The 13,912-nt window shown below is 62.0% G+C and carries 15 protein-coding genes and 1 tRNA gene; 8 read left to right on the forward strand and 8 right to left on the reverse strand.

What is annotated here, in order from left to right:
• Position 1: 1 nt before the first annotated feature.
• A complete protein-coding gene (locus QAZ22_RS20560; protein WP_278202577.1) occupies positions 2-847 on the reverse strand; it encodes an ABC transporter permease in 846 nt (281 codons plus the stop codon).
• 7 nt (positions 848-854) lie between these two features.
• On the reverse strand, positions 855-1,937 hold the full coding sequence (locus QAZ22_RS20565; RefSeq protein ID WP_278202578.1) for a spermidine/putrescine ABC transporter substrate-binding protein: 1,083 nt from the start codon (positions 1,935-1,937) through the stop codon (positions 855-857).
• Between the two features lie 92 nt (positions 1,938-2,029).
• Here QAZ22_RS20565 and QAZ22_RS20570 point away from each other — a divergent pair, with 92 nt between their 5' ends.
• A complete protein-coding gene (locus QAZ22_RS20570; RefSeq protein WP_278202579.1) occupies positions 2,030-2,644 on the forward strand; it encodes a TetR/AcrR family transcriptional regulator in 615 nt (204 codons plus the stop codon).
• A 134-nt stretch (positions 2,645-2,778) separates the two neighbouring features.
• Here QAZ22_RS20570 and QAZ22_RS20575 read toward each other — a convergent pair whose 3' ends face one another.
• A complete protein-coding gene (locus QAZ22_RS20575; RefSeq protein WP_278202580.1) occupies positions 2,779-4,689 on the reverse strand; it encodes a BTAD domain-containing putative transcriptional regulator in 1,911 nt (636 codons plus the stop codon).
• A gap of 412 nt (positions 4,690-5,101) precedes the next feature.
• The gene (locus QAZ22_RS20580; protein WP_278202581.1) at positions 5,102-5,302 is read right to left on the reverse strand and encodes a DUF2905 domain-containing protein; all 201 of its coding nucleotides are present in this window, start codon (positions 5,300-5,302) and stop codon (positions 5,102-5,104) included.
• A 208-nt stretch (positions 5,303-5,510) separates the two neighbouring features.
• Between QAZ22_RS20580 and QAZ22_RS20585 the strand changes: the two genes are divergently transcribed.
• Entirely contained in the window at positions 5,511-6,074 is a 564-nt protein-coding gene (locus QAZ22_RS20585) for a DUF2569 family protein (protein ID WP_278202582.1), read from the forward strand.
• A 132-nt stretch (positions 6,075-6,206) separates the two neighbouring features.
• Here QAZ22_RS20585 and QAZ22_RS20590 read toward each other — a convergent pair.
• Positions 6,207-6,282 (reverse strand) — tRNA-Thr (locus QAZ22_RS20590).
• A gap of 152 nt (positions 6,283-6,434) precedes the next feature.
• On the opposite strand from QAZ22_RS20590, the gene QAZ22_RS20595 reads away from it, so the two are divergent.
• A complete protein-coding gene (locus QAZ22_RS20595; RefSeq protein WP_278202583.1) occupies positions 6,435-6,602 on the forward strand; it encodes a hypothetical protein in 168 nt (55 codons plus the stop codon).
• A gap of 173 nt (positions 6,603-6,775) precedes the next feature.
• On the forward strand, positions 6,776-7,090 hold the full coding sequence (locus QAZ22_RS20600; RefSeq protein WP_278202585.1) for a BA14K family protein: 315 nt from the start codon (positions 6,776-6,778) through the stop codon (positions 7,088-7,090).
• Between the two features lie 71 nt (positions 7,091-7,161).
• On the opposite strand, the gene QAZ22_RS20605 is transcribed toward QAZ22_RS20600, so the two are convergent.
• A complete protein-coding gene (locus tag QAZ22_RS20605) occupies positions 7,162-7,557 on the reverse strand; it encodes a hypothetical protein (RefSeq protein ID WP_278202586.1) in 396 nt (131 codons plus the stop codon).
• A 156-nt stretch (positions 7,558-7,713) separates the two neighbouring features.
• Here QAZ22_RS20605 and QAZ22_RS20610 point away from each other — a divergent pair, with 156 nt between their 5' ends.
• On the forward strand, positions 7,714-8,073 hold the full coding sequence (locus tag QAZ22_RS20610; RefSeq protein WP_278202587.1) for a hypothetical protein: 360 nt from the start codon (positions 7,714-7,716) through the stop codon (positions 8,071-8,073).
• Positions 8,074-8,172: 99 nt separating this feature from the next.
• Here the strand turns inward: QAZ22_RS20610 and bhcR are convergent, their stop codons facing one another.
• Positions 8,173-8,994, reverse strand: a complete 822-nt coding sequence (gene bhcR / locus QAZ22_RS20615; protein ID WP_278077450.1) for an HTH-type transcriptional regulator BhcR — start codon at positions 8,992-8,994, stop codon at positions 8,173-8,175.
• Positions 8,995-9,196: 202 nt separating this feature from the next.
• Between bhcR and gcl the strand changes: the two genes are divergently transcribed.
• The 3 genes from gcl (at position 9,197) to QAZ22_RS20630 (ending at position 12,868) form a co-directional block, all read left to right on the forward strand.
• Positions 9,197-10,978 carry a glyoxylate carboligase gene (gene gcl, locus QAZ22_RS20620; RefSeq protein ID WP_278202588.1) on the forward strand — a complete coding sequence of 594 codons (1,782 nt, stop codon included), beginning with the start codon at positions 9,197-9,199 and terminating at the stop codon, positions 10,976-10,978.
• A 26-nt stretch (positions 10,979-11,004) separates the two neighbouring features.
• Positions 11,005-11,802, forward strand: a complete 798-nt coding sequence (gene otnI, locus QAZ22_RS20625) for a 2-oxo-tetronate isomerase (RefSeq protein WP_278202589.1) — start codon at positions 11,005-11,007, stop codon at positions 11,800-11,802.
• A gap of 181 nt (positions 11,803-11,983) precedes the next feature.
• On the forward strand, positions 11,984-12,868 hold the full coding sequence (locus QAZ22_RS20630; RefSeq protein ID WP_278202590.1) for a 2-hydroxy-3-oxopropionate reductase: 885 nt from the start codon (positions 11,984-11,986) through the stop codon (positions 12,866-12,868).
• Positions 12,869-12,963: 95 nt separating this feature from the next.
• Here the strand turns inward: QAZ22_RS20630 and QAZ22_RS20635 are convergent, their stop codons facing one another.
• The gene (locus QAZ22_RS20635; RefSeq protein ID WP_278202591.1) at positions 12,964-13,827 is read right to left on the reverse strand and encodes an RNA methyltransferase; all 864 of its coding nucleotides are present in this window, start codon (positions 13,825-13,827) and stop codon (positions 12,964-12,966) included.
• Positions 13,828-13,912: the final 85 nt, after the last annotated feature.

Genomic DNA, 13,912 nt, shown 5'->3' on the forward strand with positions numbered 1-13,912 from the left:
GTCAGGCCCGCTCGATCTTCAGCCAGCGCGCGCAGGCGAGGTAGGCGATGGTGACGACCGCCATCAGGATGATTGACAGCGCCGATGCCAGCGGAAAATCGCCGCGCCGGCCGATCTGCATCATGACCAGTTGCGGCATGACCAGCTCGTTGTTGCCGCCGAGGATCTGCGGCGTGATGTAGTCGCCGATGCAGAGCACGAAGGTGAGGAAGGCGCCGACCATGATGCCGGGCAGGGTGAGCGGCAGCACGACGTGCAGGAAGGTGCGCACCGGCCCGGCTCCGAGATCGGCGGCGGCCTTGCGGTAGCTCGGGCTCAGCTGCTTGAGATTGGCGAAGATCGTCAGCGTCAACAGCATGACGAAGAAATGCACGAAGCCGGTGACGGTGGCGAAACGCGTGTTGGCGAGCTGCAGCGGCTCGGCGGTGAGCCCCATGCCGGTGAGCGCCCGGTTGATGACGCCGTTCTGCGCCAGCACCAGCAGCCATGAATAGGAGCGCACGACATAGGACGTCCAGAACGGCAGCACGGCCAGCATCAGCGCCAGCCGCTGCCAGCGCTCCGGAACCATTTCGGCCAGTATCCAGGCGAATGGATAGGCGAGCAGGATCGAGATGCCGGTGACGATCGCCGTCACCTCCAGCGAGTTCACCATCGCCCGCCAGTAGGACGGATCGGTGAAGAACTGGCTGTAGTTGGCTAAAGTGAAGCCGCCGCCTTCATGCGCCGTGAGGCTCGAGAGCCCCATGGCGATGAAGGGCAGCACGAAGAACAGCAGCGTCCACACCAGCGCCGGCGTGACCAGCGCCCAGGGCAGGGCACGCGAATTGCTTCCGGAAACGCTCATCGGCCGATCACTGCGCCTGCAGCATTTCGGTCCACATGTCCTGCATCTTCTTGTCGAGGTCGGCGTTCGGCGCCGGATAGGCCTGGGCGCGGGCGAGGAAGCCTGGCTGTTCGTCGAAGCGCAGGATCTTCTTCTGCTCGTCGGTCAGCGCCGCCTTCTCGTTCGCCGGCATGCCCCAGTAGCAGGAGGAGGTGGCAAGGCGCGCCTGGCCCTCCGGGCTCAGAATGTACTGGATGAACTTCAGCGCCATGTCCTTGTTCTTGGAATCCTTGAACATGGCGAGCGACTGCGACCACAGCACCGCGCCTTCCTTCGGGATAGAGAAGTCGAGCGCCGGGTTTTCCTTGGCGAGGCCCGCCGTGACCCATTCACCGCCGCCGACAAGGACGTCCACCTCGCCGGTGGCTAGAGCCGTCTGGCTGGCGGTGACTTCGCCGACCAGCTTGGCGTTGGCCTTCATCTTGAGCAACTCCGCCTTGAGGGCGGGCAGGTCGGCCTCGGTAAGCTCGGCGGTCTTCTTGCCGATGGCCAGAGCCGCCATGCCGATCACCGGCAGATAGTAGTCGTAGATCGCGATCTTGCCCTTGTATTTGTCGCTGGTGAGCGAGGCCAGAGACTGCATGTCGGCCGGATCGACCTTGGTCTTGTTGAAGCCGATCGTGTTGTAGCCGAATTTTTCGGTGATGCCGTAGCGCTTGCCGTCGACGATGGTCGACTTGTCCATCTTCACTTCGGGGAAGAGGTCGGCAAAGGGCAGCTTGTCCTCCGGCAGCGGCTCGAACAGGCCTTTCTCGACGCCGCGCGGCACGTCGATGGAATCGATCACCATCACGTCCCAATCGCCTGGCTGCGATTGATCGACGATGGCGAGCCCCGCGCCGGTGCCCTCGAACTCCTTGACATTGACCTTGACGTTGTTGGCTGCCTCGAAGGGCTGCAGCAGCGCCGGATCGGAATGATCGCACCAGATCAACGCATTGAGATCGGCGGCCTCGGCGCCGCCCGCGGCGATGAGCAGCGCAGCCGCCGCGCAGGCGGCTCCGAGACGGGACTTCAGGGCGGAAAGCGGAGTCCGGGCGTTGACGGTCATCGAGTGTTCTCCCTGCCTTGCTGGCTTGTTGGAGAAAACTTGAACCAATTCTAAAATTGAGTCAATTATGATTTTGTGGCAAAGAGGCCGACATGAGTGGATTGCGCGAACGACAGAAGGCGGACCGGCACCGCCGCATCATTGATGCGGCGACGGAACTTTTCCGCGAGGCCGGCTATGAGGGCGCCAAGATCGAGGCGATCGCAGCACAGGCCGAGGTCTCGATCGGCACGATCTACAACTACTACCAGAACAAGGGCGACATCCTCGGCGCGATCGTGTCGATGGAGGTCAACGAGGTGCTGAATGCCGGGCGAGGGGTGGTCGCCAGTCCGCCCGCCAATGTCGGCGATGCTCTGGACACGCTGATCGGCATCTATATCGAGCACTCGCTCAACTATCTCAGCAAGGAGATGTGGCGGCAGGCGATGGCGATTTCGACGCAATTGCCGGACAGTCCTTTCGGTCAGGCTTATACGGCGCTAGACCGCGCGCTCACCGAACAGATCCGCGCCTTGATCGCCCGCCTGCAGGAGATCGGTCTCGTGCGCGCCGACATAGACGGGCCGGCGGTGGGCGAGCTGATCTTCAACAACATGAACATGATGTTCATCGAGTTCGTGAAGCGCGACGAGGCGAGAATACCGGAGCTGCGCGCGGCGATACGAAGGCAGAATAGGATAGTGGTGGCGGCGATTGGGGTGTGAGTGCGTCAGGAGCAGGCAATGCTATTCCTCACTGACGCGCCCTCCGCGCAGGGAGCATTCCTTTCGCGTACCAGAGCTTTCGTCGATTGACGCATGGCGGTTGCGGGCGGAGAACCGGGTCGAGCATTGCGACTTCACCCGTCGGGTATGCCGAGAGCAAGACGGTCCTTCCGAAGGCCCTCAAGGATTTTCGGGTCACGATACGGATCTATGAGAACGGCGCTGACGGTTACGCTGGGCTTGGCTGCCAGGCATTGCCTGACTGCATCGGCAGCGAGAGCGACATCGCCCTCCCGCAAATGGCAAACTGCCAGAAACGCGTATGACCAGAATGAGTAGGAGTTGAGATTGCGGTAGGACTTTATTGCCTCCGAATAGCGCCCGAGAACCAAAAGAATCTGCCCACGCACGTCCCAGAACCAATCGTAGGTCAGCGGATCACGGGCAACACATGCGTCAAGATCGGACAACCCTTCCGCGTGCTGACCGATATAGCTGCGGCACAAACCGCGGATTGCTCGAACCCAGATGTCATTGGGATTGAGGCTCACGCCCTGGTCCAGGTGGGCAAGAGCCTCGTCGAGTTGTCCCAGGAACATGAGCGGGTGAGCCACCGCCTTATGGCACCACGCCTGTTGCGGTCCGAGTTTGAGGGCGCTGCGACCATGAGCCAAAGCCGCCTCGAGTAATTCTCGATTGTGCGGATTCGCGTCGAGCAGCCATCTTGTCGAAAGTACAATCGCCATCATGGCACGGATTGACGCGACGTTCGGGTCGAGTTCGATCGCCCTGACGAGATAGGGCTCCGCTTCCAGGATCGTATCATAGCGAACGAAGCGAACAAGCGCCTGCAGGTAAAGTTCGTAGGGTTGAGTGATAGGAACACGCCGTATTTTCTCTACGCTTGAAATCCGGATCGTTCCCACCACGATCGTGGCAACACTTCTGGCAATCTCGTCCTGAAGATCGAAAATGTCGACGAGTTCCCGATCGAATCGATCCGCCCATATTTGATTGTCGGACCTTGCATCTATGAGTTGGGACGAAATTCGCACCCGGTTGCCGGCACGGCGGACGCTTCCTTGAACAAGGTAGTCGGCGGACAACTGCTTCGCGACGGTCGAGGTGTCGGCAGCCCTGCCCTTGAAGGTGAAGGATGAATTGCGGGCAATGACGTGAAGTTCACCAAATCTGCCCAGTTCGGTAATGATATCCTCCGTAATCCCGTCGCTGAAATAGTCCTGATCGGAATCGCCGCTCATGTTCTCGAAGGGAAGAATAGCAATCACCGGGCTTTGGCTCGGGGTACCGTCACCGGATTGCATGATCGACGTCTCGTCCAGGACGCGGCGCAATTGCTGAAGTTGGTCGCCCGGTTCCACGCTCAACTCGCGCTTCAGCAACAGCTTACATGCCTCATACTGCTTGATGGCAAGAGCTGTCTGGCCCATGGAGACATGGGCCTGAACCAAGGCAATGTGTGACTGTTCGCGTAGGGGGTCTAGGGCCACCAGCCGCTCGGCCGCCACGACGCGCTCGCTACCGCTCACCGATGCTGCAAGGGACTCGAACACACGAATTGCTCGGGCCAACAAGTCGGCGCGGACGTCGCGCAGCCAGTCTTCTAAGACGTTGTCGGTCGAACCTAGGCCGTCAAGGAACGGCCCGGCATAGAGATCGGCCGCTTGCCGGAGCCCGGCGGTATCGCGGCTTGCGGAGGCAGCGATGAACTCGGTTACGTCGACCGAAATGTGCCTTGGACTGAGTGCGACGCGATCTCCGATCAGAACCAGAGTATCAGCTTCCAGATCGCCAAAATCCTTACGGATAGAAGCCAAGGCCTGCCGCAAGCTATTTCTGGCCTGCTCCTCGCCTCGATCACCCCATAAGAGCCCGGCGAGCTTCTGGCGGGTCGCCTCATGGTTCGGCGCCAAGGCGAGAACGCCCAGAAGCGCTCGGTTCTTCCTGGCAGGCACCTCTAGCCTCGTTCCCTCCCGAGACGTCAGGCGAAACCCGCCCAGCAGATCGAGCCGCGCCAAGCTCATCGCGATTTGCTCTGATTTTCGATTTCTTTCGCGATTTTCACGCGGCTTTTCACAGCCACCTCACGCCCTTCATTCGACGTTGCCCTTCGATGACTAAACACATCTGAGGGGGAAACTCCAATGCCCGTCGCGCCGGAGGTTTTGAAAACGGCAAACAAGGTTCGCACAGCCGATTGCGCGAGACTGCCGGGAACCGATTTCGGTCGATCTTTCTGCAAGTTGCCAATGGCTTACGCCGCTGCCATCTGGGCGGCCTACAGCGTTGCGATTGGTTTCAGCTCAAACACCTGTCGCCTCGACGATACCGGAGCTGCGCGCGGCGATACGGCGGCAGAACCGGATATTGGTGGCGGCGATCGGGGCGTGAGGCGATCGAGCGCGAGGGGAAAGGCTAACTGCAGCCGAAGCGCCCCTAACGGTTGATCAGCCATAGGATGGCCGAGACCACGACGCTGATCAGTATTCCCGTGGTGATGGGAACGTAGAGCCTGAAGTTTTCGCGCTCGATCACGATATCACCAGGCAACCTGCCGAGGCCGATCCTGGTCACCCATGGCCACAGCAGGCCCACGGCAACTATGCAGAGACCAGCGACGATCAGTGTGCGCGACATGGGGGCAATCCTGCCGGAATAGCATCCTGCCGGAAATATAGGGGCGACGGTCTCGCCGGCAGCGCCAAGTCCGAAGCCTGTTCTGGTTTCGGCTATCGGGTGGCCTTCGCTACCTGGACCGCGAAGGCGCCTTACTCCCCGAGATTGCCTCTTGAGTTGAAACGTAAATCTGTTACAACCCATAAGGGCATTCTAATGGAGGGGTTGGATGCAATTTTCCATCTGGCATTGGGCAATCGTGCTGCTGCTGGTCGGCGTGCCTGTTTTCTTTGCCGTCCGCTCGGCGGCCAAGCCGTCGCAGAATCCAGGCGACTTGGTGGGATTTGGAGGATGGCTGATGCTGCTGGCAATCGGCCAGACCTTGGCGCCATTCCGCACGCTGGCCGAGCTGTTTTCCTCAAGCGAGGGTTACCAGCAGCTCATGACGCTGCCCAATGGCCCTTTGGCCGTCTGTGGCGAAATCGTACTGTTGCTGGGGTTTACACTGCTGCAATTGGTTGTTCTTGTCGCAATGCTGCGGCGGAGCCCTCGTTTCAAGCGGCTGTTCCTTTATCAGTGGATCGCCATCCCATTTGTGTTCGCGCTCGACGCTGTTTGGACCTCCACGATTCTGGGCGCACCACTCAGTCAGGTTCTCGCGAAAGATGCGCTGGTCGCACCTATCGCCGGATTTGTTCTGACCGGGATTTGGGTTGCCTATGTGTTCAAGTCGGTGAGGGTAAGGAACACGTTCGGTGGAACAGCCGCCGGCGAAGTTGCAACGGCCTTGTAGGTTGCCCCGACCTGTTCGCATGTCACTTAATTTGTCTTGCGGCGCTGAATTGAACCGTCCGCCTCCGCCAAAGCTTCAGGGGACCTAACGACCTTCGGGTGGCCTGCCATCCGAAGCTCGTAGAGCGAAGGATGGTGCCCCCGGCAGGGATCGAACCCGCGACCTTCGGTTTACAAAACCGCTGCTCTACCAGCTGAGCTACAAGGGCACGGCGCTCCGGTAGCACATTTCGTGCGCCAGTAAAGACAAAACTCCGTTTTGGGTTGCTAATGGACCGCGCGGCTTAGCCGGCATGCTGAAAAGCGTCGAGGGGCTTCCTACATCTCCGTGCAGGTGCAATCGCATCGAACGGGGTGCCGCATGATCAGATTCGTCATCATCCTGCCGCTCATCGTCGTGACTTGGCTTCTTCTGGTGAAGGCCGTCAGCGATCTGAAGAAAGCCAACATCGACTGGACCGGCGTCGCCACCTTTGTCGGCTTCATCGTGCTCGCTTTCTGGCTGCGCCACGTCACGGGGATGGGATGAGGGGAGCGAATAGGGAATAGTGAGTAGCGAATAGGGGCACCGATCGCGAACAGCCGTACTCGCTATTCGCTATTCGCTATTCGCAAAAAAATCCCGAACCTTTTTCCGAGCCGCGACGACAGACGGTCAAGAGGCGGATGGATCGCCTCGGTCACGAAACCAAGGAGATCGTCATGTTCAAGCGCACACTCGTTTCCACCCTTATCGCCACCTCGGTCGCCGCCGGCTCTCTCGTCGGCACCGTCCAGCCCTCGGCCGCCCATAGCCATCACCACAACCGCGAAATCGGTATCGGCATCGCCGCCGGCGTCGGCGGTTTCGTCCTCGGCAGCCTTCTTGCCCAGCCGCAGCCGCAGCCGGTCTATGTCGACGAATATGGCGGCGGTTCCTGGCATGTCCGCCGCTGCCTGGCCCGCTACGCGAGCTACGATCCGGACTCGGACACCTATATCGGCCGCGATGGCTATCCGCACTATTGCAGACTCTAAAGACAGGAGCCGGAACACTGAAAAGGGGCTGCACGCAGCCCCTTTTCTTTCGTTTTAGCGGACGTTTAGAGCTAGGTCTTCGTGCCGGAGTCTAGGATCGGCAGTCCGGCCGTCCGGCAGGCTTGGCCGACGACAAGCCGCGCGTTCGGCGAATCGTCACCCTTCGCGACGAGTTCGAAGCTGCTTCCGGCGTCCGGGTAGATCTTGGCCACGAAAGGCTCGCTGGCGCCATTGCCGCCGGACGGGCGCCTGGCGTTGACATAGCCGCAGACCACGATCTCCCGACGGCCATTCAGCGTCCGCTCGCCGGCCAGCATCGTCCCGAATTTGGCGGCCGAAGGGTCCTGCAGGCGCTGGCGGACGCCGGTGGTGATGATTTCCTCCAGGGCAAGGGAGATCGGAATGGGCGAGACCGGAACGGAATTGACGCGTTGGCCGCCGGCATCCGGTCGGGGTGCCGCCGCCACGCATCCGCAAAGTGAAGCGGCAGATAAAAGTTGAACCGTTTTCCGCATCCATGCCCATTCGCATGCATTCGGATGCCGCGGCAAGCGGCCAACGGTGTACAGCAATTTTGCGAATGTTTAAGCTGGCGATGAACGGCAAAGGGCGGGGAGGGACTGTTGGACGAGCGGGATCCGAAGGAAGATCTGATCGAGCCGGTTTTTCGCAACGGCACGGTCACCACCGTCGGCATTCTGCTGGCTTTCTCGCTGGGCTTCATCACCCATTGGGCGGCAAACCCGATCCCCTGGCAAACCTATCATCTGGTCGCCGTGGTGCCGATCCTGATCGGCATTGCCCTGCAGATGCGGGCGCTGGCCATGCTGCTCGACACGAAGTCGCTGCAGCGGTCGATCTATGCGCGCGCCAACCGCATCTTCATCACCGGCCTCGTCTTCACGGCCAGCGGCGTCGGGCTGGCGATCCTGCTCGATTTTTTCGACATAGCGGCCAAGAGCGCCTTGCCGGGCGCCTCGTAGAGCAGTTCATCGCTTTCACGGAAACGCTGAACTGCTCTAGCTATTTGTTTTTACGCAATTCCGGACGGAAAACCGTTACACACTTTTCCTGGAATTGCTCTAGTACGCCTTCACACCGCCGATCATCTTGGTCACCTCGGCCGCGGCCTCCCGCACCAGCGGGCCGATCTCGGCCACGCGCTCCGGCGTCACCCGCACCGTCGGTCCGGAAACGGAAACGCCGCCGATCGGCTCGCCGAACTCGTTGAAGATCGCTGCGGCCACGCAGCGCATGCCGGGATGGCGTTCCTCGTCGTCCACCGACCAGCCGCGATGCTTGATGGTCGCCAGATCGTGCGCCAGCGCCGAAATGTCGGACAGCGTCTTGTCGGTGTAGCGCTGCAGGCCCGCCTTGCGCAGGATGGCCGCGACGCGGTCCGGCTCGAGATGCGCCAGCACCGCCTTGCCGATGCCGGAAGCATGGAATGAGCTGCGCGTGCCCGGCCGGAAGAAGGCGCGGATCGCCTGATGCGTCTCGACCTGGCTGACGAAGACCACGCAATCGTCCTCGGCGACACCGAGATTGGCGGTCTCGCCGGTCTTTTCCATCAGTTCCTGCATGACGATGCGAGCGCGGTCGACCAGTTTTCTGCGGCGCAGGAAGGCCGCACCCATGCGGTAGGTCTCGACGCCGATCGACCAGAGTTGGTCGGTCGTATCGAACTCGACCATGCCGTGGTTTTCCAGCGTCGTCAGCATGCGGTAGGCGGTGGAGGCGGCAATGCCGCTGCGCGCCGCGATCTCGCTCAGGGAGAGGCCGCTGGCGTCGGCGACGATCGCCAGGATGCGAAGCGCCCGGTCGAGCGACTGCACCGAGGCTGCCTCCGACGGCCCGTTGAAAGCGCGCGGCCGGCCGCGCTGGCGCTTTTCCATGGTTTCCATGCCCCGCATTCTGGCCGAATTCCTGCCAAGCACAATGAAAAAGTTTTTCACCGCTTCCCGGAACGATTTCCTGGAAAACAAAAAGAAGAGTGGAATCAGCGGCTAAGAGCCGTTTTCTAGAAATGAAAAAATATTCTGAAAAAATTGAAAAATCAGGAGCGCGCTGGCATTCTCAAGCCAACCAACGAAATGGAGGCTGGACATGGCCAGGATGCGCGCTGTCGACGCTGCGGTTCTCGTTCTCGAAAAGGAAGGCATCACCAATGCCTTCGGTGTGCCGGGCGCGGCGATCAATCCGCTCTATTCGGCGTTGAAGGCGCGCGGCACCATCCGCCATGTTCTCGCCCGCCACGTCGAGGGCGCCTCGCACATGGCCGAAGGTTTTACCCGCGCCAAGGCCGGCAATATCGGGCTCTGCATCGGCACGTCAGGACCTGCCGGCACCGACATGATCACCGGCCTCTACTCGGCATCGGCGGATTCCATTCCGATCTTGTGCATCACCGGCCAAGCCCCCCGCGCGCGCCTCAACAAGGAGGATTTCCAGGCCGTCGACATCGCTGCGATCGCCGCACCCGTCACCAAATGGGCGGTCACCGTCATGGAGCCCTACCTGGTGCCGATGGCGCTGCAGAAGGCGTTCCACCTGATGCGCTCCTCGCGACCGGGACCCGTTCTGATCGACCTGCCGCTCGACGTGCAGCTTGCCGAGATCGAGTTCGACATCGACGCCTATGAGCCGCTGTCGGTCTTCAAGCCGGCGATGACGCGCGCCCAGGCCGAGAAGGCGCTTTCGATGCTCAACCAGGCGGAAAAGCCGCTGATCGTCGCCGGCGGCGGCATCATCAATGCTGATGCCTCCGATCTGCTGATCGAGTTCGCCGAGGTCACAGGGGTACCCGTCATCCCGACGCTGATGGGCTGGGGTTCGATCCCCGACGACCATCGGCTGATGGCCGGCATGTGCGGCCTGCAGACCTCGCACCGCTACGGCAATGCGACGATGCTTGAAGCCGATTTCGTCTTCGGCATCGGCAACCGCTGGGCCAACCGCCACACCGGCTCGGTCGACGTCTACACCAGGGGGAAGAAGTTCATCCATGTCGATATCGAGCCCACTCAGATTGGCCGCGTCTTCGCGCCGGACCTCGGCATCGTCTCGGACGCGGGCGCGGCGCTGAAGATCCTGCTCGACGTCGCCACCGAGTGGCGCACGGCCGGCAAGCTGCGCGACTGGTCGGGCTGGGCCAAGGAATGCCAGCAGCGCAAGAAGACCATGAAGCGCAAGACGCATTTCGAGCAGGTGCCGCTGAAGCCGCAGCGCGTCTATGAGGAGATGAACAAGGCTTTCGCCCGCGACACAACCTATGTCACCACCATCGGCCTGTCGCAGATCGCCGGCGCGCAGTTCCTGCATGTCTACAAGCCGCGCAACTGGATCAATTGCGGCCAGGCCGGCCCGCTCGGCTGGACGCTGCCGGCCGCGCTCGGCGTGCGCGCCGCCGATCCGGATCGCGCCATCGTCGCGCTCTCCGGCGACTACGACTTCCAGTTCATGATCGAGGAACTGGCGGTCGGCGCGCAGCATAAGCTGCCCTACATCCACGTCGTCGTGAACAACGCCTATCTCGGCCTCATCCGCCAGGCGCAGCGCGGCTTTTCGATGGACTACGAGGTGAGCCTCGCCTTCGAGAACGTCAACCGCGCAAACGATCCCGAGGCCGGCTACGGCGTCGACCATGTCGCGGTCGCCGAGGCGATGGGCTGCAAGGCGGTTCGGGTGCGCAAGCCGGAAGAGTTTGCCGGCGCCTTCAAGGAGGCGCAGCGGCTGATGAAGGAGCATCAGGTTCCGGTCGTTCTCGAATTCATCCTCGAGCGCGTCACCAACATTTCCATGGGCACGGAAATCGACAAGATCACCGAATTCGAGGAGCTTGCCGAACGCAACGAAGATGCCCCGACGGCCATCATGATGTTGGATTAGGTCCGGCGGAAAGAAGGAGAAGAAGAATGCCGCGTTTTTCAGCCAATCTCTCGATGCTCTTCGGCGAGCACGAGTTCCTCGATCGCTTCGATGCCGCCGCCCGCGCCGGCTTCAAGGGCGTGGAATATATCGGACCCTACGACCATGCGCCCGACGTCGTCGCCGCGCGCCTCAAGAAGAACGGCCTGACACAGGTTCTGTTCAACCTGCCGGTCGGCGACTGGGCGAAGGGCGAGCGCGGCATCGCCGCGCTGCCCGACCGGGTGCCGGAGTTCCGCCAGGGCGTCGCCAAGGCGATCTCTTATGCACACGCGCTGGGCTGCGAGCAGATCAACTGCCTCGCCGGCATCGCGCCGCAGGGTGCCGATCGCGCGGTGCTGGAGAATGTCTTTGCCGAGAACCTCGCATTCGCGGCCGAAAAACTGGAGCAGGCCGGCATCAAATTGCTGATCGAGCCGATCAACACCCGCGACATCCCTGGCTTCTTCCTGAGCCATACGGACCAGGCGCTGGAGCTGATCGACCGCATCGGCTCGAAGAACCTGTTCCTGCAATACGACATCTATCACATGCAGATCATGGAGGGGGATCTCGCCCGTACCATCGAGGCAAACCTCGGCCGCATCGCGCATATCCAGCTTGCGGACAATCCCGGCCGTCACGAGCCTGGGACGGGCGAGATCAACTATCCCTTCCTCTACGAGCATATCGACCGCCTCGGCTATTCCGGCTGGATCGGCGCCGAATACAAGCCGAAAGCCGGCACCGAGGCCGGGCTCGGCTGGTTCCGAGGGTTTGCCGGGCAGGGGAGTGCGGCGGCGTAGGCGATTTCCGAGAACGGCCGGCGCTGCCCCTCACCCTTACCCTCTCCCCGTGAAGGACGGGGAGAGGGGGCGCCGGCGCTGGAGCGCGTCCTTCTCCCCGTCACTATACGGGGAGAAGGTGCCGGCAGGCGGATGAGGGGCAGCGCTAGCCTCTGAAATAATCGGACAAAGGAGCAAACAAATGGAAACGATCGGCTTCATCGGACTGGGCATCATGGGCGCGCCGATGGCGGGGCACCTGCTCGATGCCGGCTATCCGGTCGTCGCCAGCGACCATCGCTCGAAGCCGCCAGCCGATCTCGTCGCCAAAGGGCTGAAGACCGTGACCGGCCACAATGCCGTGGCCAAGGCCGCCGACATCGTCATCACCATGGTGCCCGACACGCCGCAGGTGGCCGATGTGCTGTTCGGTGAGAACGGCGTCGCTTCAGGTTTGTCGAAGGGCAAGCTCGTCATCGACATGAGCTCGATCTCGCCTATCGCCACCAAGGAATTCGCCAAAAAAATCAACGATCTCGGCTGCGATTATCTTGACGCGCCGGTGTCCGGCGGCGAGGTCGGCGCCAAGGCGGCCTCGCTCACCATCATGGTCGGCGGCGAGGAGAAGGCCTTCGAACGCGCCAGGCCTGTCTTCGAGAAGATGGGCAAGAACATCACGCTCGTCGGGCCGAACGGCGTCGGTCAGACCACCAAGGTCGCTAACCAGATCGTGGTGGCGCTCACCATCGAGGCGGTCGGCGAGGCCCTTGTCTTCGCCTCGAAGGCCGGCGCCGATCCGGCCAAGGTTCGCCAGGCGCTGATGGGCGGGCTCGCCGCCTCCCGCATCCTCGAAGTGCATGGCGAGCGCATGATCAAGCGCACCTTCGCGCCCGGCTTCCGCATCGAACTGCACCAGAAGGACCTCAACCTGGCGCTGGAAGGCGCCAAGGCGCTGGGTGTTGCGCTGCCCAACACCTCGACCACGCAGCAACTGTTCAATTCCTGCGCCGCCAATGGCGGGGCCAAGGAGGATCACTCGGCGCTGGTCAGGGCGCTGGAGAGGATGGCGGGCCACGACGTGGCCTAGCAAATAGCGAATAGGGAGTAGCGAATAGGGATTGCAGGCCGGCAGCCCGCAGTGTTCCGCCTATTCGCTATTCGCTATTCGCTATTCGCTATTCGCTATTCGCTATTCGCTAAGAATCTCCTCGCCGCGTAAAGGCTCACCGCCGCCGCGTTCGACACATTGAGTGAGCGGATCGCGCCCGGCATGTCGAGGCGGGCGAGCGTCGTCACCGTCTCGCGCGTCTTCTGGCGCAGGCCCTTGCCTTCCGCCCCCAGCACAAGCGCGATTTTTTCTCCCGCGAAGCTCTTTTCGAGCTCGGCCGGCCCCTCGGAATCGAGCCCGATCGTCTGGAAGCCGGCCTCGTGCAATTGGCCGAGCGCGTCGGCCAGGTTCTTCACCTCGATCTGGTCGATATGCTCCAGCGCGCCGGAAGCCGATTTCGCCAGCACGCCCGATTCCTGCGGGCTGTGGCGGGCCGTGGTGATCAGCGCACCGGCGCCGAAGGCGACCGCCGAACGCAGGATCGCGCCGACATTGTGCGGATCGGTGACCTGGTCGAGCACCAGCACCAGCTTGGTGTCGCCAAGTGCGTCCAGGCGCTTGGGCTTCAGCGGCTCGGCCTCGATCATCACGCCCTGATGTACAGCGTCCGAGCCGGTGATCCTGTCGATATCCTTCGGCTCGACCTGCTCGGCCGCGAAGGGCAGGGCGGCAAGATCGCCGATCGCCAGACGCTCGGCGGCGTTGCGCGTCACCAGCATCTTTCTGATCTTGCGCCGCGGATTGTCGAGCGCCGCCCGCACCGTGTGCAGGCCATAAAGCCGCACCAGTCCGTCGGCGGGACCTTCGCCCGCCGGCACCGGCTGGCGCGGCCGGGACGCCGGCGCGCCGCCGGCCTTCTGGTCGCGATGCGCGCGCCTCAGTTTGGCGTAGTGGGTATCCTTGCGCGTGCCCGGCTTATTGCTTTTGTTGTCGCTCATGCCGGCCTCTATAGCCGTCCCGTCCGGCTAAGGATATGGGCTGCCACGACGAATACCGAACATCCTCGAAAAACCCTGGTCACGC

Source organism: Mesorhizobium sp. WSM4906, from assembly GCF_029674625.1.
In the GTDB taxonomy this organism is placed as follows: Bacteria; Pseudomonadota; Alphaproteobacteria; order Rhizobiales; family Rhizobiaceae; genus Mesorhizobium.